Annotated in this window: 21 protein-coding genes and 1 riboswitch; of the genes, 16 read left to right on the top strand and 5 right to left on the bottom strand. The window is 68.3% G+C overall.

Annotated elements, in window-relative coordinates; all coding sequences use genetic code 11:
- Positions 1–36: 36 nt before the first annotated feature.
- On the top strand, positions 37–1,215 hold the full coding sequence (locus ACAM57_RS19380; RefSeq protein WP_126018543.1) for an acetyl-CoA C-acetyltransferase: 1,179 nt from the start codon (positions 37–39) through the stop codon (positions 1,213–1,215).
- Positions 1,216–1,266: 51 nt separating this feature from the next.
- On the opposite strand, the gene ACAM57_RS19375 is transcribed toward ACAM57_RS19380, so the two are convergent.
- Positions 1,267–1,911: a glutathione S-transferase family protein gene (locus ACAM57_RS19375; protein WP_369658553.1), complete on the bottom strand. Its 645-nt coding sequence runs from the start codon at positions 1,909–1,911 to the stop codon at positions 1,267–1,269.
- A 28-nt stretch (positions 1,912–1,939) separates the two neighbouring features.
- Between ACAM57_RS19375 and yghU the strand changes: the two genes are divergently transcribed.
- Both yghU and ACAM57_RS19365 read left to right on the top strand, forming a co-directional pair.
- Entirely contained in the window at positions 1,940–2,818 is an 879-nt protein-coding gene (gene yghU / locus ACAM57_RS19370) for a glutathione-dependent disulfide-bond oxidoreductase (RefSeq protein WP_369658552.1), read from the top strand.
- A gap of 16 nt (positions 2,819–2,834) precedes the next feature.
- The gene (locus ACAM57_RS19365; RefSeq protein ID WP_369658551.1) at positions 2,835–3,425 is read left to right on the top strand and encodes an NADPH-dependent FMN reductase; all 591 of its coding nucleotides are present in this window, start codon (positions 2,835–2,837) and stop codon (positions 3,423–3,425) included.
- A gap of 453 nt (positions 3,426–3,878) precedes the next feature.
- Here the strand turns inward: ACAM57_RS19365 and ACAM57_RS19360 are convergent, their stop codons facing one another.
- Entirely contained in the window at positions 3,879–4,793 is a 915-nt protein-coding gene (locus tag ACAM57_RS19360; RefSeq protein WP_369658550.1) for a LysR family transcriptional regulator, read from the bottom strand.
- A gap of 106 nt (positions 4,794–4,899) precedes the next feature.
- On the opposite strand from ACAM57_RS19360, the gene ACAM57_RS19355 reads away from it, so the two are divergent.
- The 5 genes from ACAM57_RS19355 to ACAM57_RS19335 are packed head-to-tail and all read left to right on the top strand — an operon-like array spanning position 4,900 to position 9,907.
- Positions 4,900–5,895 carry a Bug family tripartite tricarboxylate transporter substrate binding protein gene (locus ACAM57_RS19355; RefSeq protein WP_369658549.1) on the top strand — a complete coding sequence of 332 codons (996 nt, stop codon included), beginning with the start codon at positions 4,900–4,902 and terminating at the stop codon, positions 5,893–5,895.
- A 27-nt stretch (positions 5,896–5,922) separates the two neighbouring features.
- Positions 5,923–6,819, top strand: a complete 897-nt coding sequence (locus tag ACAM57_RS19350; RefSeq protein ID WP_369658548.1) for a MaoC family dehydratase N-terminal domain-containing protein — start codon at positions 5,923–5,925, stop codon at positions 6,817–6,819.
- A 16-nt stretch (positions 6,820–6,835) separates the two neighbouring features.
- Positions 6,836–8,017 carry a CaiB/BaiF CoA transferase family protein gene (locus ACAM57_RS19345; protein WP_369658547.1) on the top strand — a complete coding sequence of 394 codons (1,182 nt, stop codon included), beginning with the start codon at positions 6,836–6,838 and terminating at the stop codon, positions 8,015–8,017.
- A complete protein-coding gene (locus ACAM57_RS19340) occupies positions 8,014–8,865 on the top strand; it encodes a CoA ester lyase (protein ID WP_369658546.1) in 852 nt (283 codons plus the stop codon). Before ACAM57_RS19345 ends, ACAM57_RS19340 begins: the two co-directional genes overlap by 4 nt.
- Before the next feature lie 37 nt (positions 8,866–8,902).
- The gene (locus ACAM57_RS19335; RefSeq protein WP_369658545.1) at positions 8,903–9,907 is read left to right on the top strand and encodes a tripartite tricarboxylate transporter substrate-binding protein; all 1,005 of its coding nucleotides are present in this window, start codon (positions 8,903–8,905) and stop codon (positions 9,905–9,907) included.
- A gap of 6 nt (positions 9,908–9,913) precedes the next feature.
- On the opposite strand, the gene ACAM57_RS19330 is transcribed toward ACAM57_RS19335, so the two are convergent.
- Entirely contained in the window at positions 9,914–10,438 is a 525-nt protein-coding gene (locus ACAM57_RS19330; RefSeq protein ID WP_369658544.1) for a CinA family protein, read from the bottom strand.
- Positions 10,435–11,082, bottom strand: coding sequence for a DJ-1/PfpI family protein (locus tag ACAM57_RS19325; RefSeq protein ID WP_369658543.1), 648 nt, complete (start codon positions 11,080–11,082; stop codon positions 10,435–10,437). The genes ACAM57_RS19330 and ACAM57_RS19325 overlap by 4 nt, the downstream gene beginning before the upstream one ends.
- Before the next feature lie 192 nt (positions 11,083–11,274).
- Between ACAM57_RS19325 and phbB the strand changes: the two genes are divergently transcribed.
- The 3 genes from phbB (at position 11,275) to ybaL (ending at position 15,257) form a co-directional block, all read left to right on the top strand.
- A complete protein-coding gene (gene phbB, locus ACAM57_RS19320) occupies positions 11,275–12,012 on the top strand; it encodes an acetoacetyl-CoA reductase (RefSeq protein ID WP_093201910.1) in 738 nt (245 codons plus the stop codon).
- 125 nt (positions 12,013–12,137) lie between these two features.
- A complete protein-coding gene (locus ACAM57_RS19315; protein WP_369658542.1) occupies positions 12,138–13,481 on the top strand; it encodes a dicarboxylate/amino acid:cation symporter in 1,344 nt (447 codons plus the stop codon).
- Between the two features lie 63 nt (positions 13,482–13,544).
- Positions 13,545–15,257: a YbaL family putative K(+) efflux transporter gene (ybaL, locus tag ACAM57_RS19310; protein ID WP_126018570.1), complete on the top strand. Its 1,713-nt coding sequence runs from the start codon at positions 13,545–13,547 to the stop codon at positions 15,255–15,257.
- 22 nt (positions 15,258–15,279) lie between these two features.
- Here ybaL and ACAM57_RS19305 read toward each other — a convergent pair whose 3' ends face one another.
- Positions 15,280–15,684, bottom strand: coding sequence for a hypothetical protein (locus ACAM57_RS19305; RefSeq protein WP_126018572.1), 405 nt, complete (start codon positions 15,682–15,684; stop codon positions 15,280–15,282).
- A 154-nt stretch (positions 15,685–15,838) separates the two neighbouring features.
- Here ACAM57_RS19305 and ACAM57_RS19300 point away from each other — a divergent pair, with 154 nt between their 5' ends.
- The 5 genes from ACAM57_RS19300 to cobW all read left to right on the top strand — a co-directional run bounded on the left by ACAM57_RS19300 (position 15,839) and on the right by cobW (position 22,283).
- Positions 15,839–16,063 carry a hypothetical protein gene (locus tag ACAM57_RS19300; protein WP_126018574.1) on the top strand — a complete coding sequence of 75 codons (225 nt, stop codon included), beginning with the start codon at positions 15,839–15,841 and terminating at the stop codon, positions 16,061–16,063.
- 92 nt (positions 16,064–16,155) lie between these two features.
- A riboswitch (cobalamin riboswitch) is annotated at positions 16,156–16,457 on the top strand.
- 242 nt (positions 16,458–16,699) lie between these two features.
- On the top strand, positions 16,700–18,781 hold the full coding sequence (locus ACAM57_RS19295; protein ID WP_369658541.1) for a TonB-dependent receptor: 2,082 nt from the start codon (positions 16,700–16,702) through the stop codon (positions 18,779–18,781).
- Between the two features lie 22 nt (positions 18,782–18,803).
- Positions 18,804–20,342, top strand: coding sequence for a PepSY domain-containing protein (locus tag ACAM57_RS19290; protein ID WP_369658540.1), 1,539 nt, complete (start codon positions 18,804–18,806; stop codon positions 20,340–20,342).
- A 73-nt stretch (positions 20,343–20,415) separates the two neighbouring features.
- Complete coding sequence (locus tag ACAM57_RS19285) at positions 20,416–21,093, top strand: energy-coupling factor ABC transporter permease (RefSeq protein WP_369658539.1); 678 nt, start codon at positions 20,416–20,418, stop codon at positions 21,091–21,093.
- 119 nt (positions 21,094–21,212) lie between these two features.
- Positions 21,213–22,283: a cobalamin biosynthesis protein CobW gene (cobW, locus tag ACAM57_RS19280; protein ID WP_369658538.1), complete on the top strand. Its 1,071-nt coding sequence runs from the start codon at positions 21,213–21,215 to the stop codon at positions 22,281–22,283.
- Positions 22,284–22,295 lie beyond the last annotated feature (12 nt).

The raw sequence follows: 22,295 nt of genomic DNA, 5'->3' as shown, positions 1-22,295 counted from the left end.
GCAGCAGAGTTTCAAATCACTTCAACGGAGAACCTCATGGAAGACATCGTCATCGTTTCGGCAGCCCGCACGGCAGTCGGCAAGTTCGGCGGCTCGCTCGCCGGCATTCCGGCCACCGAGCTCGGCGCAGCCGTCATCAAGGAAGTGATTGCGCGCGCCAACCTCACGGCCGACCAGATCGGCGAGGCCATCATGGGCCAGGTGCTGGCGGCCGGCGCGGGCCAGAACCCCGCGCGCCAGGCGTGGCTGAAGAGCGGCGGCGCCAAGGAAACGCCGGCTCTCACCATCAACGCCGTGTGCGGCTCGGGCCTGAAGGCCGTGATGCTGGCGGCCCAGGCCGTGGCCACGGGCGACAGCGAGATCGTCATTGCCGGCGGCCAGGAGAACATGAGCGCCGCGCCGCACGTGCTGCCCAACTCGCGCAACGGCCAGCGCATGGGCGACTGGAAGATGGTCGACACCATGATCGTCGACGGCCTGTGGGACGTCTACAACCAGTACCACATGGGCATCACCGCCGAGAACGTGGCCAAGAAGTACGGCATCGACCGCTCCGCTCAAGATGAGCTGGCGCTGGGCAGCCAGACCAAGGCCGCCGCCGCGCAGGACGCCGGCAAGTTCAAGGACGAGATCGTCGGCGTGAGCATTCCGCAGAAGAAGGGCGACCCGGTCGTCTTCGACACCGACGAGTTCATCAACCGCAAGACCAGCGCCGAAGGCCTGGCCGGCCTGCGGCCTGCCTTCGACAAGGCCGGCGGCGTGACGGCGGGCAACGCCTCGGGCCTGAACGACGGCGCCGCGGCCGTGATGGTCATGACGGCGAAGAAGGCCGCTGCCCTCGGCCTGAAGCCGCTTGGCCGCATCGCCAGCTACGCCACCGCCGGCCTCGACCCGGCCATCATGGGCATGGGCCCCGTGCCCGCGTCGACCAAGGCGCTGCAGCGCGCCGGCTGGAAGGCCGCCGACCTCGACCTGCTCGAGATCAACGAAGCCTTCGCTGCCCAGGCCTGTGCCGTGAACAAGGAAATGGGCTGGGACATCAACAAGGTGAACGTCAACGGCGGCGCCATCGCCATCGGCCACCCCATCGGCGCATCGGGCTGCCGCATCCTGGTGACGCTGCTGCACGAAATGCAGCGCCGCAACGCCAAGAAGGGCATCGCCTCGCTGTGCATTGGAGGGGGCATGGGCGTGGCGCTGACGATCGAGCGCTGATCGACAGCCTTTGGTCCTGACAGCGGCGCCCGGTGCGCCGTTGTCATGGGCTCAGCGCGCCATCGCCATCGACGGCCGCTGTGCCATAGCCGCACGCCAGCGCAGCAGTTCGGGGTGCTGCTCCCCGGGTTTGACCCGCACCACGCGGGCGAAGTCCACCGCCACCACGGCGGTGATGTCGGCAATGCTGAAGCGGTCGGTGGCGATGAAATCGCGGCCGGCCAGCCGTTCGTTCAGCGTGTCGAAGAAATGCTGGACGCGTGCGAGCCCGCGTTGGGCGAGTTCGGGAATCTGTGCGTAGTTGACCGGGCCGGGCAGCGCTCTGTCGGCCATCGCGGGCGAGCTGTTGCGCAGCGTCTCGGCGATGGCGAGCAGGCCTTCGAATTCGATGCGCCAGTTCCAGCTGGCGATCTCGGCTTTTTCCCGTGGGGTGATGCCCATCAGCGCCGGCTGCGGGTATCGGGCTTCCAACCAGGCCGCAATGGCGGCGTTGTCGGCCAGCAGCAGGCCGTCTTCGTCGTCGGTGCGCAGGGCAGGCACGGTGCACTGCGGATTGATCGCGCGGTAGGCCTCGCCCATCTGCTCACCACGGACAAGATCGACCTGCACGGTCTCGTGCGCAATGCCCTTCTCGGCAAGCAGGATGCGCGCGCGCCGCGGGCTGGGGGCGGTGGCGCAGTCGTAGAGAATGATCATCGTCGGTTCAACTCCAGGAACTCATCGCATGAATGGCACGACAGCCTACACGCCGCCCACCGTCTGGTCATGGAACAAGGAAAGCGGCGGCCGCTTCGCGAACATCAATCGCCCCATCGCGGGCGCGACGCACGAGAAGGAGCTGCCCGTCGGCAAGCATCCGCTGCAACTCTATTCGCTTGCCACGCCCAACGGCGTGAAAGTGACGGTGATGCTCGAGGAACTGCTGGCGCTGGGCCATGCGGGCGCCGAGTACGACGCCTGGCTGATCCGCATCAACGACGGCGACCAGTTCGGCAGCGGCTTCGTGGCGGTGAACCCGAATTCGAAGATTCCCGCGCTCATGGACCGCAGCGGCGACAAGCCGATCCGCGTGTTCGAATCGGGCGCGATCCTGCAGTACCTGGCCGAGAAGTTCGGCAGCGCCTTCCTTCCGACCGAGCGGGCGGCGCGGGCCGAGTGCCTGTCGTGGCTGTTCTGGCAGATGGGCAGCGCGCCGTACCTGGGCGGCGGTTTCGGCCATTTCTATGCCTACGCGCCCACGAAGATCGAATACGCCATCGACCGCTTCGCGATGGAGACCAAGCGCCAGCTCGACGTGCTCGACCGCCGCTTGGCCGAAAGCCGCTATCTCGCGGGCGACGAATACACCATCGCAGACATGGCCGTCTGGCCCTGGTACGGCACGCTGGCCAAGGGGCAGCTCTACGAGGCGGGCGAGTTCCTGCAGGTGAGCGGATACAAAAATGTGCTGCGCTGGACCGACGAGATCGCCCGACGCCCGGCGGTGCAGCGCGGCCGCATGGTCAACCGCACCTGGGGCCAGCCGACGAGCCAGCTGCACGAGCGGCACGACGCCACCGACTTCGACACCCGCACGCAGGACAAGCTGCAGGCGCCTACCTGAGCGAGGAGCACAGACGATGAGCGACAAGATCCTGGTGTTCTACGGCTCCTACCGCTCCGACCGCATGGGCGTGCGCCTGGCCGACTTCATCGTCGCCGGCCTGCGCGAGCGCGGCGACGACGCGGAGCTGATCGACGCGAAGTCGGTCGACCTGCCCATGCTCGACCGCATGTACAAGGAATACCCGAAGGGCAGCGCTCCCGCTGCGATGGAGGCGCTGGCCGAGAAGATCCGCACGGCTGACGCCTTCATCTTCGTCACCGGCGAATACAACTGGGGCCCGCAACCGGGCCTGAAGAACCTCACGGACCATTTCCTGGAAGAGTGGTTCTGGCGCCCCGCGGCCATCGCGAGCTATTCGGCGGGGCGCTTCTCCGGCGTGCGCTCGGGCACGGTGTGGCATTCGATCCTCTCGGAGATGGGCATGGTCGTGGTGTCGAGCACCCTCGCCGTCGGGCCGATCTCGCAGACGCTGGATGCCGCCGGCAAGCCGACGGGGCCCGCGGGCGAATCGCTGCAGCGCTCGTTCGGCCGGTTTGCGGACGACCTTGCGTGGTGGACCGAGGCGGCACGCGCGCAGCGGGCGCGCAAGGCGCCGCCTTACTGATCGCCGATAGGCTCGCGGCGAGTCCGAAAGGCATCTTGTTCACCGCCCAAATTTTGGGCAGATTAACTAATCCCTTTGTAAAACAACAACTTACGTTGCTTTTACAACGCTCCTCATCAGTTATCCCCAAAGTTGTGCACTGAAAGTGGGGAAGAAGCCGGCTTTTCCACATTCCGGCTGCAAGTGGCTGATCCGATAGCGTTTTTCGTTCACGGAAAACCGTGAAAAACAGGAGTCGGAGGTGCTTCGAGGGCTTGGCGACGCGGTTTTGGCGACCAAGGTTGTTCACCGCCCAAAATTTGAGCAAACTAAGGAATACCCTTGTAAAACAACGACTTGCATTCGTTTTACAAGGCTCCTAATGAGTTACCCCCAAAGTTGCCCACAGAAAATGGGGACGGGAGCGAGTTGTTCAGCAATCGCGCGCAAGTTGCTGTTTTTTCGATGCCGTCGTCAGCTTTCAGGCGCTGCCTGCTGTTCTGCGTAATGCCGGCATAGCGTGTCGACCAGCGCCTGCGCGTAGATCGGCAGCGCCGCGCGGTCGCGTACCAGCAGGTAGCGCTCCCGCACGCACCAGGCGTCGTCGAGGTCGATCAGCGCGAGCTGCATGCTTTCCTGGTTGCGCCGGGCGGCCGACTCGGGCACGACGCCGATGCCCACGCCGTTGCCGATCATCCGGCACATGGCGTCGAAGCTGCCGAGCTGAATGCGCAGCTTCTGCCGCTTGCCCAGGTTGTCGGTGATCTGCGAGAGGAAGGTCTGCAGCGTGCTGCCTTGCTGCATGCCGATGGCGTCTTCGTCGAGCGTCTCGGCGAAGGAGATCTTCTTGCGCCTGGCGAAGCGGTGCTTGCGCGAGGTGGCGAGCACAAGCCGGTCGGTGCTGAAGTGGATGGCTTCCAGCCCCAGCGTGTCGACGCGGCCCGCGACGATGCCGATGTCGGCGCGGCCGTCGAGCATGCCGCGAGGGATCTGAGCATTCGGTTTTTCCTGAAGGTCGACGTTGATGCGCGGGTTGCGCGCCAGAAAGCCCGGCAGGATCTCGGGCAGGAAGTCCGTCACCGCCGTGGTGTTGGCGAACACGCGCAGGTGGCCGCGCAGGCCGCCGCCGTATTCGAGCAGGTCGGCGCGCAGCTGCTCCGTCTGGTGCAGCACGAGGCGGGCGTGATGCAGAAAGGCTTCCCCTGGCGGCAGCAGCCGCACGCCCCGGGCCTCGCGCTGCAGCAGCTGCAGGCCGGCCTGGGTTTCCAGCGCCTTGATGCGAGCGCTGGCCGCCGCCAGCGACAGGTGCTGGCGCTCGGCCGCTCGCGTCAGGTTGCCGAGCTCGGCCGTGGCGACGAAGAGCCGGAGGTCGGTGAGGTCGAAAAGCATGCAGTGATGGTAGGCGCCGGCATGCCACCAGCCTTCGGCATTGCAGAAGGCTGGGTTCCGAAATCGCAGATTGCGCACGAGGGTGGGGCGGCCGACGATGCGGGCCATGGAGACGACAAGACACACGAAATTCCGCACATGGGCGCTGCTGTCGCTGGCAGCCGCGTTCGTGCTTCCGGCGGGCCCCGCGCTCGCGCAAAGCTATCCCTCGCGCCCCGTCACGCTGGTCGTGCCGCAGGCCGCCGGCGGCACCAACGACATCGTCGGCCGCCTCGTGGGCCAGAAGCTCGGCGAGGTGATGAACAACGCCAGCGTGGTGGTCGACAACCGTCCCGGTGCGGGCGGCAACATCGGCACGCAGTTGGTGGCCAAGGGTCCGAAGGACGGCTACACGCTGCTCATGACCATCAGCAGCAGCCAGGCCATCAACCCGGCGCTCTACAAGAACCCGGGCTTCGATCCCGAGAAGGATTTCAAGCCCGTGGGCCTCGTCGGCGCGGTGCCCAACGTGCTGCTGGTCAACCCCTCGTTTCCGGCGAAAAACCTCGCCGAGCTCCTGAAGCTCGCGCGGGCGAAGGGCGCGAACTACCAGTACGCCTCGGCCGGCAACGGCACGCTCAACCACCTGCTGGGCGAAATGCTCAACAGCATGGCCGGCATCTCGATGCAGCACGTGCCCTACAAGGGCGTGGCGCCGGCGCTCAACGACGTGCTGGGCGGCCAACTGCCCATCGTGTTCGCGAGCCTGCCTTCGGCGCTGCCGCACATCAAGGCCGGCAAGCTGCGCGCGCTGGCCGTGAGCGGCGAAAAACGCTCGCCCGTGCTGCCCGACGTGCCCACCATCGCCGAGGCCGTGCCCGGCTACAACGGCACGCTGTGGATCGGCCTGTTCGCCCCCGCGGGCGTGCCGCCCGATGTGCTCGCCACGCTGCAGGACGCCACGCGCAAGGCGCTGGCCTCGAAGGACCTGCGCGACAAGCTCGACCAGCAGGGCGTGGAGATCGCCGCGTCGACCACCCCCGAACAGTTCTCGGCGCTGCTGCACGACGACCTTGCCAAGTGGGCGCGGATCGTCAAGGCCTCCGGTGCCGCGGTCGACTGAACGACGCAGGAATCGACGAAGGAATCCATGAGCAACGACGCGCAGACTCCATCTCCCACCATCGACAGCGAAGCGCTGGCGAAGCTGCAGGCCTGGCAAGGCCGCAGCGAAACGCTGGCCGACGACATCACCGCCGCGCCCGTGCGCGCGCTCTCCGCCACGCTCGACCGTGACGATCCGCTGCCGCAGGCCGGCACGCGCCTGCCCGAGCTGTGGCACTGGCTCTACTTCCTGCCGCACCACCGCCAGTCGGAGATCGGCGAGGACGGCCATGCGAAGCGCGGCGGCTTCCTGCCGCCCGTGCCGCTGCCGCGCCGCATGTGGGCGGGCGGTCGGCTCGCGTGGGAGCCGGGCAATCCGTTGCAGGTGGGCGACAAGGTCGAGCGCACTTCGACCATCGCATCGGTCACCCACAAGGCGGGCCGCACCGGCGAGCTGGTGTTCGTGCTGGTGCGCCACGAGGTGCGCAACGAACGCGGCCTCGCGCTTACCGAGGAGCACGACATCGTCTACCGCGCTGCGGCGCAACCGGGCGAGGCCGGCCCGCCGCCTACGCCCGCACCGAAGGACGCCGCCTTCAGCCGCGACATCGTGCCCGACGACGTGCTGCTCTTCCGCTATTCGGCGCTCACCTTCAACGGCCACCGTATCCACTACGACCGCCGCTACGTCACGCAGGTCGAGGGCTACCCGGGCCTGATCGTGCATGGACCGCTGATCGCGACGCTGCTGGTCGACCTGCTGCGCCGCAACGTGCCGGGCGCGCAGCTGGCGCGCTTCGAGTTCCGCGCAGTGCGCCCGACCTTCGACATCGCGCCGTTCCGCGTGCACGGCAAACCCGAGGCCGACGCAAAGACATTCAGCCTGTGGGGCGAGGACGCCGACGGCTGGCTCACGATGCAGGCCACGGCCGTGCTGGCCTGAGCGGAGGAACGAACACATGACAAGACCCCTGGACGGCATCACCGTCATCTCGCTCGAGCACGCGATCGCCGCGCCGTTCTGCACCCGCCAGCTCGCCGACCTCGGCGCACGCGTCATCAAGGTGGAGCGCCCCGGGGCGGGCGATTTCGCCCGCGCCTACGACGCCCGCGTGGGCGGCGAGGCCTCGCATTTCGTGTGGGTCAACCGCTCGAAGGAGAGCCTCACGCTCGACCTCAAGCAGCCCGCTGCGCTCGCGGTGCTGCAGGAGCTGCTGGCCGACGCCGACGTGCTGGTGCAGAACCTCGCGCCCGGCGCGGCCGCGCGCATGGGGCTGGGCGCCCAGGCGCTGCAGGAAAAGCACCCGAGGCTCATCGTCTGCGACATCTCTGGCTACGGCGAGGACGGCCCCTACCGCGACAAGAAGGCCTACGACCTGCTGATCCAGAGTGAGGCGGGCTTTCTTTCGGTGACAGGCACGCCCGAGGAGCCCTGCAAGTCAGGCAATTCCATCGCCGACATCGCGGCCGGCATGTATGCCTACACCGGCATCCTCGCGGCGCTCCTCCAGCGCGGCAAGACGGGCAAGGGCTCGCACATCGACGTGTCGATGCTCGAATCGCTGGCCGAGTGGATGGGCTACCCGATGTACTACGCCTACGACGGGGCACCGCCGCCGCCGCGCAGCGCCGCCTCGCACGCGACCATCTACCCCTACGGCCCGTTCCCCGCCGGCGACGGCGGTACCGTGATGCTGGGCCTGCAGAACGAGCGCGAATGGCGAGTCTTCTGCGAGAAGGTGCTGCTGCAGGCCGGGCTGGCCGCCGACTCCCGTTTCGACAGCAACGCGCGCCGCAACGAGAACCGCGAGGCGCTGCGCTCGATCATCGTGGAGACCTTCGGCGCGCTGAGCACGGCGCAGGTGCTGGAGCGGCTCGACACCGCGCAGATCGCCAACGCCCGCATGAACGACATGGCCGGTCTCTGGGCCCATCCGCAGCTGCAGGCGCGCGAGCGCTGGCGGCAGGTGGGCTCGCCCGCCGGAGACATTCCGGCCCTGCTGCCGGCGGGGCGCCAGAGCGCGTTCGACTACCGCATGGACCCGATCCCTGCGGTCGGCGAGCACACCGACGCCATCCTGCGCAGCCTCGGGCGCAGCGAGGCGGACATCGCGGCGCTGCGCGAGGCGAGGGCGGTGTGAGCGCGCCGCTGCTTGCGCTGGCGCGCGCCTTTCTCTTCGTACCCGCTGACCGGCCCGAGCGCCATGCGCGCGCGCTGGCCACGGGGGCGGGCGGCGTGATCGTCGACCTGGAAGACGCCGTGGCGCCCGAGCGCAAGGTGCAGGCCCGCGAGCAGCTCGCGGCCTCGTTCGCCGCGCTGCCCACCGAAGACCGGCGACGGCTGCTGGTGCGCATCAACGCGGCCGGTACGCCGTGGCATGACGACGATTGCGCGCAGATCGGAGCGCTCGCCGCGCAGGGACTGATCGCCGGCATCGTGCTGCCCAAGGCGGAGCGCGCAGCCGATCTCTCGCGGCTGGCCGAGGCGGCTGGCCCGTCGGCTGCGCTGGTGCCGCTGATCGAATCGGCCGCCGGCCTCGCCGCCGTCGACGAACTCGCCGCCGGCCCGCAGGTGCTGCGCCTGGCCTTCGGCAACCTGGATTTCCAGGCCGACCTGGGCCTGGCCTGCGACGCCGACGAGGCCGAGCTGGTGCCGGTGCGCCTCGCGCTGCTGCTGGCCTCGCGCCGCGCCGGACTGCCAGCGCCCATCGACGGCGTGACGCCCGACTGGCGCGATACCGCCCGGCTGGCAGCGGACACCGCGCGCGCCCGGCGCGGCGGCTTCGGCGCCAGGCTGTGCATCCACCCCGACCAGGTCGCGCCGGTGCATGCGGGGCTCGGCCCCACGGCGCAGGAACTGGCGTGGGCCCGCCGCGTGGTCGAGGCCATCCGAGCGGCCGGCGGCGGCGTCGTGAGCCTAGACGGGCGCATGGTCGATGCGCCGGTGGTGCGGCTGGCCGAGCGCCTGCTCGCACTCGAACACATCTGACGAACGGACCAGAGAACAACCCAAGGAGACAAAGAAAGTGAAAGCAACCAAGAACTGGAAATTCAGGACCCTGATCGCCGCTTCCGCAGGCGCCTGCCTGCTCGCCTTCCAGGCGCCGGCATCGGCGCAGGCCGCATGGCCCGACAAGCCGGTGACGATGGTCGTGCCGTATTCGGCCGGCGGGCCGACCGACGTGGTGGCGCGGATGCTGGCCATTCCCATGGGCAAGTCGCTGGGCCAGCCGGTGATCGTCGAGAACACCGTGGGCGCGGGCGGCACCATCGCGCCCACGCGGGTGGCCAAGGCGGCGCCCAACGGCTACACCATCCTCATCCACCACATGGGCATGGCCACCGCGCCCGCGCTCTACAAGAAGCTCAACTACGACCCGCTGAAGGACTTCGAGTACGTAGGCCAGGTGCTGGACGTGCCGATGACGCTGCTGTCGCGCAAGGACTTTCCGGCTAGCAACTACCAGGAGCTGCTGGCCTACGTGAAGGCCAACAAGGACAAGGTAACGCTGGCCAACGCGGGCGTGGGCGCGGTGTCGCAGCTGTGCGGGCTGTTGTTCATGAACCAGATCGGTGTGCAGCTCACGACCGTGCCCTACAAGGGGGCGGGCCCGGCGCTCAACGACCTGATGGGCGGGCAGGTCGACCTGCTGTGCGACCAGACCACGCAGACCGCGCCGGTCATCAAGGACGGCAACCGCGTGAAGGTGTTCGGCGTGACCACGCCGCAGCGGCTGTCGAGTATGCCGAACATCCCGACGCTGGACGAGCAGGGGCTCAAGGGCTTCGACGTGCGGGTGTGGCACGGCATCTATGCGCCCAAGGGCACGCCGGCCGCGGTGATCGAGAAGCTCAACGTCGCGCTGCGCGCGGCGCTGCAGGACGACATGGTGAGGCACCGCCTGGCCGAACTCAGCTCCGAGATCGTGCCGGTGGAGAAGCAGACGCCAGAGAGCCTGCGCACGCACCTCGCGGCGGAGGTGGGCAAGTGGGGCAAGGTGATCCGAGCCGCGGGCGTGCAGGCGGACTGATCTTTTTCAGTCGGTGGCCTGTGCCCGCAGCGTCTCGTCGAACAGGGCGAGCAGGTGCCGGGCGAACAGGTCCATGTTCGCCGGCCGGTCGGCATTGCCGGTTTCGATGGTGCGGCTCACGGTGACCGGGCCGGCGAGCGCGAGGCACACGCGCCCCGGCACGTCGCCGTAGGGGCTGGGCGAGGGGCCGGCCGCGCCGCTCTCGGCGATGCCCCAGGTCGCGTGGTGGGTGTCGCGCACCCGGCCCGCGACGAGCAACGCGTAGGGCTCGGTTTCGCCGCGCATGCCGGCCATGTCTTCGGCGGTCAGGTTCAGCAGCGCGCGGCCGGCGCGCCTCGAATAGACGACCGCGCCGCCCTTGAAGTAGGCCGAGGCGCCCGCGATGGCGAGCAGGGCGGCCGAGACCAGCCCGCCGGCCGAGGACTCGACCACCGCCACGGTCTGGCCCCGCGCGCGCAGCGCTTCGCCGACGCGTGCCGCAAGCACGGGCAAGGAATCGGGCAGGGATTCGGGCAGGGATGGCGCGGTCATTTGGCCTGGAAGCGCGGACCGGGCCGCTTCACGTAGGCCGGCGCACGCTCGTGGCTCGCGGTGCTTCCGTAGACGGTGTCCGCGGGGTAGTACTCGGCCTGCAGCTGCACCTTGGCGGCGGCCTCCTCGCCCGCGGTGTGGGCGATGTAGGCCAGCATCAGGTCGGTACCGGCCGATACCCCGGCAGAGGTCCAGACGTTGCCGTCCTGCACGAAGCGCTGCTCCACCACGTTCACGTCGCCCAGCGCGCGCAGGCGGTCGAGCGACCCCCAGTGCGTGGTGGCGGTCTTGCCCGAGAGCAGCCCGGCCGCGTGGAGCACGAAGGCGCCGGTGCATACGGACATCAGCGTGGTACATCCGGGTGCCTGATCGGCGAGGAAGCGGGTCATGACGACGTTGTCGACCTCGCGGCGCGTGCCCATGCCGCCGGGCACGAGCAGGCAGTCGAGCTGGGGGCAGTCGGAGAAGGAAAGGTGGGGGTTGATCGAAAGGCCCTTGGCGCAGGCCACCGGCTCGCGCTTCTCGGCCACGATCAGGCAGTGCTCCGGACCGCCGGCCAGCTTGCTCCACATGGTGAGCATCTCCCAGGGGCCGACGAAGTCGAGTTCCTCGACGTCGGGGAAGACGATGATCCCGAAATTCATACTTTGGAACTCCTTGGGTGATTGGCTCGTGCTGACACGCACGGATGAGAGGATAGAGGCTGAGCACGGAGGCCGCTTCGTGACAGCTGGTTGCAAGCCTGGCTCAGTGTTTTCCTGAGAGGGCCCATGGCTTGAAACTCGCTAGAGTGAAGGCGGCCGTTCAGGCTTTTGCCATTACACAAAGGAAATCTCATGAGCAAGAAAGTTGCATATGTCACCGGGGGCATGGGTGGCATCGGAACAGCCATCTGCCAGCGTCTCTACAAGGACGGGTTCACCGTGGTCGCAGGTTGCGGCCCCACGCGCGACTACGCCAAGTGGCTGGCCGAACAGAAAGCCGCAGGCTTCGAGTTCCATGCGTCGGTCGGCAATGTCGGCGACTGGCAATCCACCGTCGAAGCCTTCTCCGCCGCCAAGGCCGCGCACGGCCCCATCGACGTGCTGGTCAACAACGCCGGCATCACGCGGGACCGCATGTTCCTCAAGATGACGCCCGAGGACTGGAGCGCGGTGATCGAGACCAACCTCAACAGCATGTTCAACGTCACCAAGCAGGTGGTGGGCGACATGGTGGAAAAGGGCTGGGGCCGCATCATCAACATCAGTTCGGTCAACGGCGCCAAGGGCCAGGCGGGCCAGACCAACTACTCGGCGGCCAAGGCCGGCATGCACGGCTTCACCATGGCGCTGGCGCAGGAGCTGGCCAACAAGGGCGTGACGGTCAACACCGTGAGCCCGGGCTACATCGGCACCGACATGGTCAAGGCCATCCGCCAGGAAGTGCTCGACAAGATCGTGGCCACCATCCCGGTCAAGCGCCTGGGCGAGCCCAGCGAAATCGCCTCCATCATCTCGTGGCTGGCCACGGACGAAGGCGGCTACAGCACTGGCGCCGACTTCTCGGTCAACGGCGGTCTTCACATGCATTAAGCATGCTGACTTACACCTGATCGACAGACCCGCTTCGGCGGGTCTTTTCATTTCATCGATACGGGTTCCACGGATAGAAAACCGCGAACAGGCGTCCTACAGTTTTCAACCCTCCGGAGGCAAACATGGAAAGCACAACAAGCACTCCCGCCAGAAAGCTCCCGCTCTACCGCTCCCTGTACGTTCAGGTGATCACCGCCGTGATCATCGGCGTGCTGCTCGGCCACTTCTATCCCGCGGCCGGCGAGGCGATGAAGCCGCTGGGCGACGGCTTCATCAAGCTGATCAAGATGATCATCGCGCCGATCATCTTCTGCACGGTGGTGGTGGGCATCGCCGGCATGGAGGACATGAAGAAGGTCGGCAAGACCGGCGGCCTGGCGCTGCTGTACTTCGAGGTGGTGAGCACCATCGCGCTCATCGTGGGCCTGGTGCTGGTGAACGTGCTCAAGCCCGGCGGGGGCATGAACATCGACCCGAGCACGCTCGACACCAAGGGCATCGCGGCCTACACCGGCCCGGGCAAGATGACCGGCACGGTCGACTTCATCATGAACATCATCCCGAACACCATCGTGGATGCCTTCGCGAAGGGCGAGATCCTGCAGGTGCTGCTCATCGCTGTGCTGTTCGGCTTCGCGCTGCACCGTTTCGGGGGGCGCGGCACGCTGGTGTTCGACGTGATCGAGAAGGGCTCGCACGTGCTCTTCGGCATCGTCAACTACATCATGAAGCTGGCGCCCATCGGCGCCTTCGGCGCGATGGCCTTCACCATCGGCAAGTACGGGCTGGGCAGCCTGTTCTCGCTGGGCAAGCTGATGGGCACCTTCTACCTGACCTGCCTGCTGTTCATCTTCGTGGTGCTGGGGCTCATTGCGCGATTCCACGGCTTCAGCATCTGGAAGTTCATCAAGTACATCAAGGAAGAGCTGCTGATCGTGCTGGGCACCTCGTCCAGCGAATCGGTGCTGCCGCGCATGATGGAGAAGATGGAGAACCTGGGCGCCAACAAGACCTGCGTGGGCCTCGTGATCCCGACCGGTTATTCGTTCAACCTCGACGGCACTTCCATCTACCTGACGATGGCGGCGGTGTTCATCGCGCAGGCGACCAACACGCCGATGACGCTCACGCAGGAGATCACGCTGCTCGCCGTGCTGCTGCTGACCTCGAAGGGGGCGGCGGGCGTCACGGGCAGCGGCTTCATCGTGCTGGCGGCCACGCTGTCGGCGGTGGGCCATGTGCCGGTGGCGGGGCTGGCGCTCATCCTGGGCATCGACCGATTCATGTCGGAAGCCCGCGCGCTGACCAACCTGATCGGCAACGGCGTCGCCACCATCGTGGTCGCCAAGTGGACCAACGAGCTCGACGAGAACCGGCTGCAGGCCGGACTCAACAACGAGAGCTGGGTGGAAGCGCAGGAGCCCGAGGCGCTGGACGCGGCCCGGGCGAGCAAGATGGCCGGCTGAGATTGCCGGCCGGGATGGCCTCCTGAAACAAAAGGCCGGGCATCGTTCCTGCAAAATGCAGCGATGCCCCACAGCGTCTCCCTCATCAACACGATCGCCGCCGGCCTGGGGCTGGCGCTCATCCTCGGCTTCCTGGCGGCCAGGCTGCGTTTGCCGGCGCTGGTGGGCTACCTGCTCGCGGGCGTGATCATCGGGCCCTTCACACCTGGCTTCGTGGCCGATGCGGGCATCGCGGCCCAGCTCGCCGAGATCGGCGTGATGCTGCTGATGTTCGGCGTGGGCCTTCATTTCTCTCTCGACGACCTGCTGGCGGTGCGCAAGATCGCACTGCCAGGCGCGCTCGCGCAGATCGTGGTGGCCACGCTCCTTGGCGGCGGGCTGGCCATGTGGTGGGGCTGGAGCCCTGGCGCGGCGCTGGTGTTCGGGCTGGCGCTGTCGGTGGCGAGCACGGTCGTGCTGCTTCGCGCGCTCGAGAGCCTGGGCATCCTCGATTCATTCACCGGCCGCATCGCGGTCGGCTGGCTGGTGGTGGAAGACCTCGCCATGGTTCTGGTGCTGGTGCTGCTTCCGCCGCTGGCGGGCACGCTGGGCGACCGGGGCGCGGCGGGTGGCGCAGGCACCGCCGACCCGCTGTGGCAGACCCTGGGCCTCACGCTGCTGCAGGTCGGCGGCTTCGTCGCGCTGATGCTGGTGGTGGGGCGGCGGGTGTTCCCGTGGATCCTCTGGCAGGTCACGCGCACCGGCTCGCGCGAGCTGTTCACGCTGTGCGTGGTGGCGGCGGCCGTGAGCATCGCCTACGCGTCCGCGGCGCTCTTCGGCGTGTCCTTCGCGCTGGGCGCCTTCTTCGCCGGCATGGTGATGCGCGAGTCGCAGTTCGCGCACCGGGCGGCGCAGGAGTCGCTGCCGCTGCGCGACGCCTTCGCGGTGCTGTTCTTCGTGTCGGTCGGCATGCTGTTCGACCCCTCGGTGCTGCTCGACCGGCCGCTGCAGGTGCTGGCGGTAGTGCTGGTGATCGTGCTGGGCAAGTCGCTGGCGGCCTGCGCGCTGGTGCTGGTGTTCCGCTACCCGCTGGGCACGGCGCTCACGGTGAGCGCGAGCCTGGCGCAGATCGGCGAGTTCTCGTTCATCCTGGCCGGGCTGGGCGTGTCGCTGGGGCTGCTGCCGGTGGAGGGGCAGAGCCTGGTGCTTGCCGGTGCGCTGATTTCCATCGCCACCAATCCGCTGTGGTTCAGCCTGATCGCGCCGATGCAGAAATGGCTGCATGCCCATTCCTCCTTCGCGCGCGGGCTGGAGATGCGTGAAGACCCGCTGGCCGAGCTGCCCATGACCACCGAGGCCAGGTACCTCTCGCGACAGGTGGTGCTGGTGGGTTACGGGCGCGTCGGGCGCCGCATCGCGGCCGAACTCGACGCCAACGACATTCCCTACGTGGTGGCCGAGCAGAACCGCGAACTGGTCGAGAAGCTGCGCGAGGCCGGCACGCCGGCCGTGTGGGGCGATGCGGCCGACCCGGCGGTGCTGATCCAGGCGCACATCGCGCGCGCCCGCGTGCTGGTGGTGGCCACGCCCGACGCCATGAACGTGCGGCAGATGATGGAAACCGCGCACACGCTCAATCCGGCGATCCAGACGGTGATCCGCAGCCACAACGAGCAGGAGGCCCGGCTGCTCACGCAGGAAACCTCCGCCACCGTGTTCCTCGGCGAGCACGAACTGGCCCAGGCCATGGCCCGCGACGTGGTCCAGCGCGCGGTGTCGATGGCGGTGCCGGCCTGAAGTCCGGTCAGGCCGGCCCGGTTCAGAGGTCTTCTATCACCAGCGTGCGGTAGCGCTGGGCGATGGAGTAGGGCACGGTGCGCACCAGCTCCATCATCTGCTCGGCCGCCGCGCCGTCCTTGGTCCTGACGAGCAGCCCGGTGTGGCCCTCGCGCGCCAGCTTGGCGTAGGCGCGCACGGTTGCCGCGTCGGTGCCGGCGGACGGCAGCGGATCGTCGGCGATCCTCACCGTGGGCACGATCTCGCTGAGCACGGTCTCGGCGGGGAGCAGGTAGACCTCGTCGCCGCTGACGCCCTTTTCAATCAGCCGGTGGCCGATGCGGTCGGCATCTTCCGCGCTCGGGAACATCACCATCGAGTAGCCGGTGGGGTAGAAGGCGCCACCGATGCTCGAGCGCATGCGGGGTTCAAGGGTGAAGTGCTTCATGCTGCCTCCTGGTTCTTGTGGAAGTCCCTGGATACAACATTAGGTCGCACCCGCAGGGGCCTCTGTAGGAGAACCCCGAAAGCTCTGTCAACCGCCCGCCTTCCTGGCCTGTTCAATTCATTCAGCAGTCAGCAAGCAACGCCATCCTCGCTCCATGCCTTCTCCCAGAAACATCGCACTCACCGTCCATGAGCTGGAGGAGGGGGAGTTCTACTGGGTGCTGATGGAGGCCGTGGAGGGCTCTCCCGGCGACACCACCCATGTCTACGTGCCCCTGGAGGCTGCCCACGAGCCCTACGCCACCTATTCGAACGCGCTGGTGGCGGGCGTGGCCATGATGCGGCGGCTGTTCGGGCCCGATGGCAAGCCGGCCTCCTGAGCCTGGCGGCCGGCTTCGGGGCCGGCCCCGAAGGGCGCTACCTATAATCCCGCCGTTCCGGTTCGGCAGTTTTCATTGGTTACTCGCCGTTCCGGACCACACGGTTCGAAGGTGCCCCGCACGCCATCCATCTGATCGACGGCGACGGGGTTAAACGGGAAGCAGGTGAGCCGCGCCGTCGTTCTCTCTGGAGATCGATGGACGCGCCGATTCCTGCGCTGCCCCCGCAACGGTCAGCGGATCTGGAACCCCTCGGGCTCGTGCCTCCTCGATTGGCACGGGCAGCCACTGCGCTTGGGCGTGGGAAGGCGAGGGCTTCTGCCACTGCGTGCATCCAACAGCACGCAGTGGCACTCCGCAAGCCCGGATACCGGCCTTCGCAACCGCCTTCGGACGCTGCGGGAGTGCGTGTCCGGGCCAGCCGCCTACCGCGCCCGCCGCGGGCCGCCGCAGCCCTTTCGCCTCTTCCGCCACGTCCTTCAACGGTCAGGAGCATGCGGGGACGCAGGCTGGAGGAGAGGTTTCATGGGTCATGCGTCGCGAGGGAGCGATCGCAGGAGAGCGTCGCCACAACGGCTGCGACGCTGGGCGCGGTTTTCAGGTCTTTCGAGTCTTTCACTGGGTTGGGGGCTCGCCGTGGGCCCCTGTGCGGCGGTCTTCGCGCAGACGCCCGACGGCCAGACGCTCAAGCCCATCCAGGTGGACGCCGAGCGGCACACGCCGCTGGCCATCGACGAGCCCACGCAGACCGGCAGCCGCCTCGGCCTCACGCCGCTGGAGACGCCGGCCAGCGTCGAGGTGCTGACGGGCGACACCATCCGTGCGCGTGGCGACGTCTCGGTGATCGACGCCGTCACCCGCGCCACCGGCATCACCGGCTCGCCCGGCCCCGGCAATGGCGGTACCGCGCTGGGAGCGCGCGGCTTCCTGGGCCATGGCTCGGTGATGCAGCTCTTCGACGGCACGCGCCTGTACGCGGGCGCCGGCACCGTCACCTTTCCCTTCGACGCCTGGTCGGCCGACCGCATCGAGGTGCTGCGCGGCGCAGCCTCGGTGATGTACGGCGAGGGCGCCATCGGCGGGGCGATCAACGTGGTGCCGAAGAAGCCCGCGCGCGGGCCGATCCGCAATGAAGCGCTGGTCACGCTCGGCTCCGACGCCACGCGGCAGGTGGCCTTCGGCAGCGGCGGCGCGATCAACGACAGGCTCTCCTACCGCTTAGACATCAGCCAGCGCAACACCGACGGCTTCATGCGGCGCGGCGAGGCCGAGAGCTTGGCCGTGAGCGCCGCCGTGCGGCTGGACGTGTCGCCGCAGCTGCAGTTCACGCTCTCGCACGACGAGGGCCGCCAGTCGCCGCAGCGCTACTACGGCGTGCCGCTGATCGACGGCCGCCTCGGCAGCCAGACCCTGCGCCAGAACTACAACGTGGACGACGCCGAGATCAAGTACCGCGACAAGTGGACCCGCCTCGACGCCCAGTGGACGCCCAGCGACGCCGTGACGGTGCGCAACCAGCTCTACCGGCTGGAGAGCAAGCGCCACTGGCGCAACAGCGAAACCTACACCTACAGCGCCACCACCCGGCGCCTGACGCGCGGCGACTACCTGGAGATCGGCCACGACCAGGAGCAGATCGGCAACCGCACCGACGCCACCTTCAGGCATGGCCTATTCGGCCTCGCCAACCAGGTGCTGGTGGGCTTCGACGTGAACCGCATCGACTTCACGCACATCAACGACTCGCCCTACGGCGGCCGTTCGGTGGTCGACCCTTTCGTCTTCAGTCTCGGCTACTACGCCTCGCCGGTGGCCTACACGCCGCGCTACAAGACCAGGACCAGCACCTACGCCTTCTTCGCCGAGGACAAGCTGGCCTTCAACCGGCAGTGGTCGCTGGTGGGCAGCCTGCGCTGGGATCACGCGAAGATCGCGCGCACCGACTTGCAGAACGCCGCCAACAACTTCGGCAAGACCTTCGAGTACGCCACCGGCCGCCTCGGCGTGGTCTACGCGCCCGACGCCTCTCAGTCGTTCTACGCGCAGGTTGCGCGCGCGGCCGATCCGCTGGGCTCGCTGGTGACCACCTCGGCCTCGCAGGCAGCCTTCGACCTCAGCACCGGCAGGCAGGTCGAGGTCGGCTACAAGCGCCAGCTCGCGGACAACCGCGGCGCCTGGACGGTGGCGGCCTACCGCATCGAGAAGAACAAGCTGCTCTCGCGCGACGCCATCGACCCCACTGTCACCCAGCAGGTCGGCAAGCAGTCTTCCGAAGGCATCGAGGCCACGCTCGACCTGGCGCTGACCTCCACGCTGCGGCTGGAGGCCAATGTCGCCAAGCTGCGCGCGCGCTACGACGACTTCAACGAAGTGGTCAGCGGCAAGCTGGTCTCTCGCGCGGGCAACACGCCCACCGGCGTGCCCGAGGAGGCCGCCAACCTCTGGCTCACCTGGCGCTTCCTGCCGCAGTGGGAAGCCGATGTCGGTGTGCGCTACGTAGGCCCGCGCCAGGTCGACGCGGCCAATTCGCGAAAGATCGGCTCCTACACCGTGGCCGACGCGGGCGTGAGCTGGCAGGCGAACCCGTCGCTCAAGCTCGCGCTGCGTGCCTACAACCTGGCCGACCGGCGCTATCCGGTGTCGTTCTCGAACGGCGGCAACCAGTGGCTGCTGGGGCGCCCGCGCTCCTTCGAGCTGTCGGCGCTGGTCAACTTCTGACGAACGCGGGCCGGACGAACGCATGACCTCCGCATGGCGCCGCCCCTGGCCGCGCATCCGCCACTGGCTCTACTGGACGCACCGGTGGCTGGGCATCGGCGGCTGCCTGCTGTTCGTCATGTGGTTCGTCTCGGGCGTGGTGATGATGTACGTGGGGTATCCGAACCTCACGGACGAGGAGCGCCTCGCGGGCCTCTCGCCGCTGCGCTTCGGGCAGGCGGCTGTGTCGCCGTCGGCCGCGCTCGAAGCGCTGCCGACGGAGGCCCGCGCCCAGCCGCCGCGCCGCATAGTGCTGGAGATGCAGGGCGGAACCGGCGCCGGTCCCGTCTGGCGCATCGTCGATGCGCGCGGCGGCCGGCATACCGTCTCGGCGCGCGACGGCCGCGTGCCCGGCCCGGTCGATGCCGCGCAGGCCGAGGCCATCGCGCGCGACTTCTCAGGCCATGCCGGCGCCCGCTGGGCCGAGACGCTGGAGCGCGACCAGTGGACCGTGCCGCAGGGCCTGAACCCGCTGCGTCCGCTGCACCGCATCGAGGTCGGCGACGCCGCAGGCGCCGAGCTCTACGTCTCGCGGGTCAATGGCGAGGTGGTGCGCGACACGACGCGCTCCGAGCGCTTCTGGAACTGGCTGGGCTCGGTGCCGCACTGGATCTACTTCACGCCGCTGCGTGCCGATCCGCCCTTGTGGCACGACGTGGTGGTGTGGCTGTCGGCCGCCTGCATCGTCTCGGCAGTGACGGGCCTCGTCATCGGCATCCTGCGGGTGCGCCTGCGGCGGCGCTTTCGCAACGGCGCGGTCACGCCCTACACGGGCTGGATGGCCTGGCACCACGTCGCGGGGCTGGTCGGCGGCTTCTTCGTGTTGACATGGATCGTGAGCGGCTGGCTGTCGATGAACCCCAACGGCTGGTTCCAGCGCGGCGCCGACGACACGGCGGCGATGGCGAGCTACACGGGAGCCGGTACTTCGCCGTTCCTTTGGCCGCCTGCAACGCTGCCGGCAGGCGAGGGCGCCGACGCGCCGCGCGAGGCCCAGCTGCTGTGGTTCGACGGCAAGCCGCTGCTGCAGCTGCGCGATGCGAAGGCACGCGTGCGGGTGGTCGATGCCGCCACCGGCGCGCCGGCCTCCATCGCGAAGGAAGACATCCTGCGCGCCGCCGCCCGCCTGCGCCCCGGCTCGAACATCACCGAAGCCGTGCTGCAGACCCGAGAAGACTTCCACTGGTACGGCCACCACCGCGAGCGCATCGTGCCCGTGTGGCGCCTGCAGTTCGACGACCCGGCGCGCAGCTGGATCTACATCGACCCGGCCAGCGGCCAGGTGGCCGGCAGCAACGACGGCAACTCGCGCCTGCGCCGCTGGCTCTTCAACGCGGCGCACAGCCTCGACTTTCCCTGGCTTATCCAGCACCGGCCGGCCTGGGATCTCGTGATGTGGCTGCTTTCCATCGTCGGCGCGGTGGCTTCGGCCAGCGGCGCCGTGATCGGCTGGCGCCGGCTGCGGCGAAAGCCGAAGCCGGCGGCCGTACCGGGCGCGCGGCATGCGCTGCGGCGTTCATGAACGGGGCTTGCGTGAGCCAGCCCATCCACCAACAATCAACTTTCGCACTGCGGTGCATTTCAGGAGGTGCTCGATGCACATCGAACCAGGTCTAGTCGACGGATCCAAGATATTCCTCAGCTACGCGACGGCAGCCGCCGCGCTTGCCTACACCGGCAAGGTCGCGTTCCAGACGCTCATGAAGGACGGGCCCGCCGCACTGGTGCTGCGCTCTGCCATCGCCGTGGCGCTGGTGTTCTGCTTCTTCGAGGTGTTCCCGCACCACCCGGTGGGCGTGTCGGAGGTGCACCTGATCCTGGGCACCACGCTGCTGCTGGTGTTCGGGCTCGCGCCCGCCGCCATCGGGCTGGCTGGCGGCCTGCTGATCCAGGGCCTCTTCTTCGAGCCGCAGGACATTCCGCAGTACGGCATGAACGTCACCACGCTGCTGGTGCCGCTGTTCGCCACTTCTGCGCTGGCGCGCCGCATCATTCCCGAGAACCTGGCCTATGTGGACATCGGCTACCGCGAGGCTTTCAAGCTCTCGGTGGCGTACCAGGGCGGCATCGTGGTGTGGGTCGGCTTCTGGGCGCTGTACGGACGCGGCACCGGCATCGAGAACATGAGCCAGATCGCCAGCTTCGGCGCTGCCTACATGACCGTCGTGCTGGTCGAGCCGCTGGTCGACCTGGGCGTGCTGGCTGCTGCCAAGGCATGGCGCCGGCTGCAGGGCACCGCCCTCGTCGAGCGTCGCCTGTACGGCGGCGCCTGATCCGCGCTTCTCGCGCGCTTCCTTTCCCCGCGGGCGCCGCGGTGCCTGCCCGGGCGCCTGTGTGCCGCCCACCCATCGCGCCGCCGCCATCGCCGGCGGCGCCCGAAAGACCTTCTCCCATGACACAAGCAAGCAACGCCAAGATTCCCGTCACCATCGTCACGGGCTTCCTCGGCAGCGGCAAGACCACGCTGCTGCGCCACATCCTCAGCAACGCCGAAGGCCGCCGCATCGCGGTGATCGTCAACGAGTTCGGCGAGTTGGGCATCGACGGCGAAATCCTGCGCGGCTGCGGCATCGGCTGCGACGACGAAGGCAACGAGCGCGAGGGCGCGCTCTACGAGCTGGCCAACGGCTGCGTCTGCTGCACGGTGCAGGAGGAGTTCCTGCCGGTGATGCTGCAGCTGGCCGAGCGGCGCGGCGAGCTCGACGCGGTGCTCATCGAAACCTCGGGCCTCGCGCTGCCCAAGCCGCTGGTGCAGGCCTTCCAGTGGCCGGATATCGCCAACATCTTCACCGTGGATTCGGTCGTCACCGTGGTCGACGGCCCGGCCGCCGCCTCGGGCCAGTTCGCCGAGAACCCGCAGGCCGTCGACGAAGCCCGCCGCGCCGATCCCAACCTCGACCACGAATCGCCGCTGCACGAACTGTTCGAAGACCAGCTCTCGGCCGCCGACCTCGTGGTGCTCAACAAGACCGACCTGATGGACGACGCGGCGCGCGCCAAGGTCGAGGCGATGGTGCGCGAAGAGCTTCCGCCCGAGGTGAAGATCGTCGCCGCCAGCGAAGGCCGGCTGCCGCTCGCGCTGCTGCTGGGCCAGGGCCGCGCGGCCGAGGCCACCATCCATCTGCGCGAGAGCCACCACGACCACGAGGAAGACCACGACCACGACGAGTTCGACTCGCTCGTGATCGAGCTGCCGCCCGTCGAGCGCGACAGCCTGCTCGCCGTGCTCGGCAGGCTGGTCGAGCAGCACACCATCTACCGCGTGAAGGGCTTCGTCGCCGTGCCGGGCAAGCCGATGCGCCTGCTGGTGCAGGGCGTGGGGCGGCGCTTCGACCACCACTTCGACCGCCGCTGGCGCGACGGCGAGGCGCAGCGCACGCGGCTGGTGTTCATCGGCGAAGACCTGGACGAAGGCGCACTGCGCAAGGCGCTCGAAGAGGCGGGCGCTGTCGCCACCGCCTGACGCCCCGAGCGC

Source organism: Variovorax sp. V15 (genome assembly GCF_041154425.1).
In the GTDB taxonomy this organism is placed as follows: domain Bacteria; phylum Pseudomonadota; class Gammaproteobacteria; order Burkholderiales; family Burkholderiaceae_C; genus Variovorax; species Variovorax guangxiensis.
This window is presented reverse-complemented; position numbering and strand designations above follow the sequence as displayed.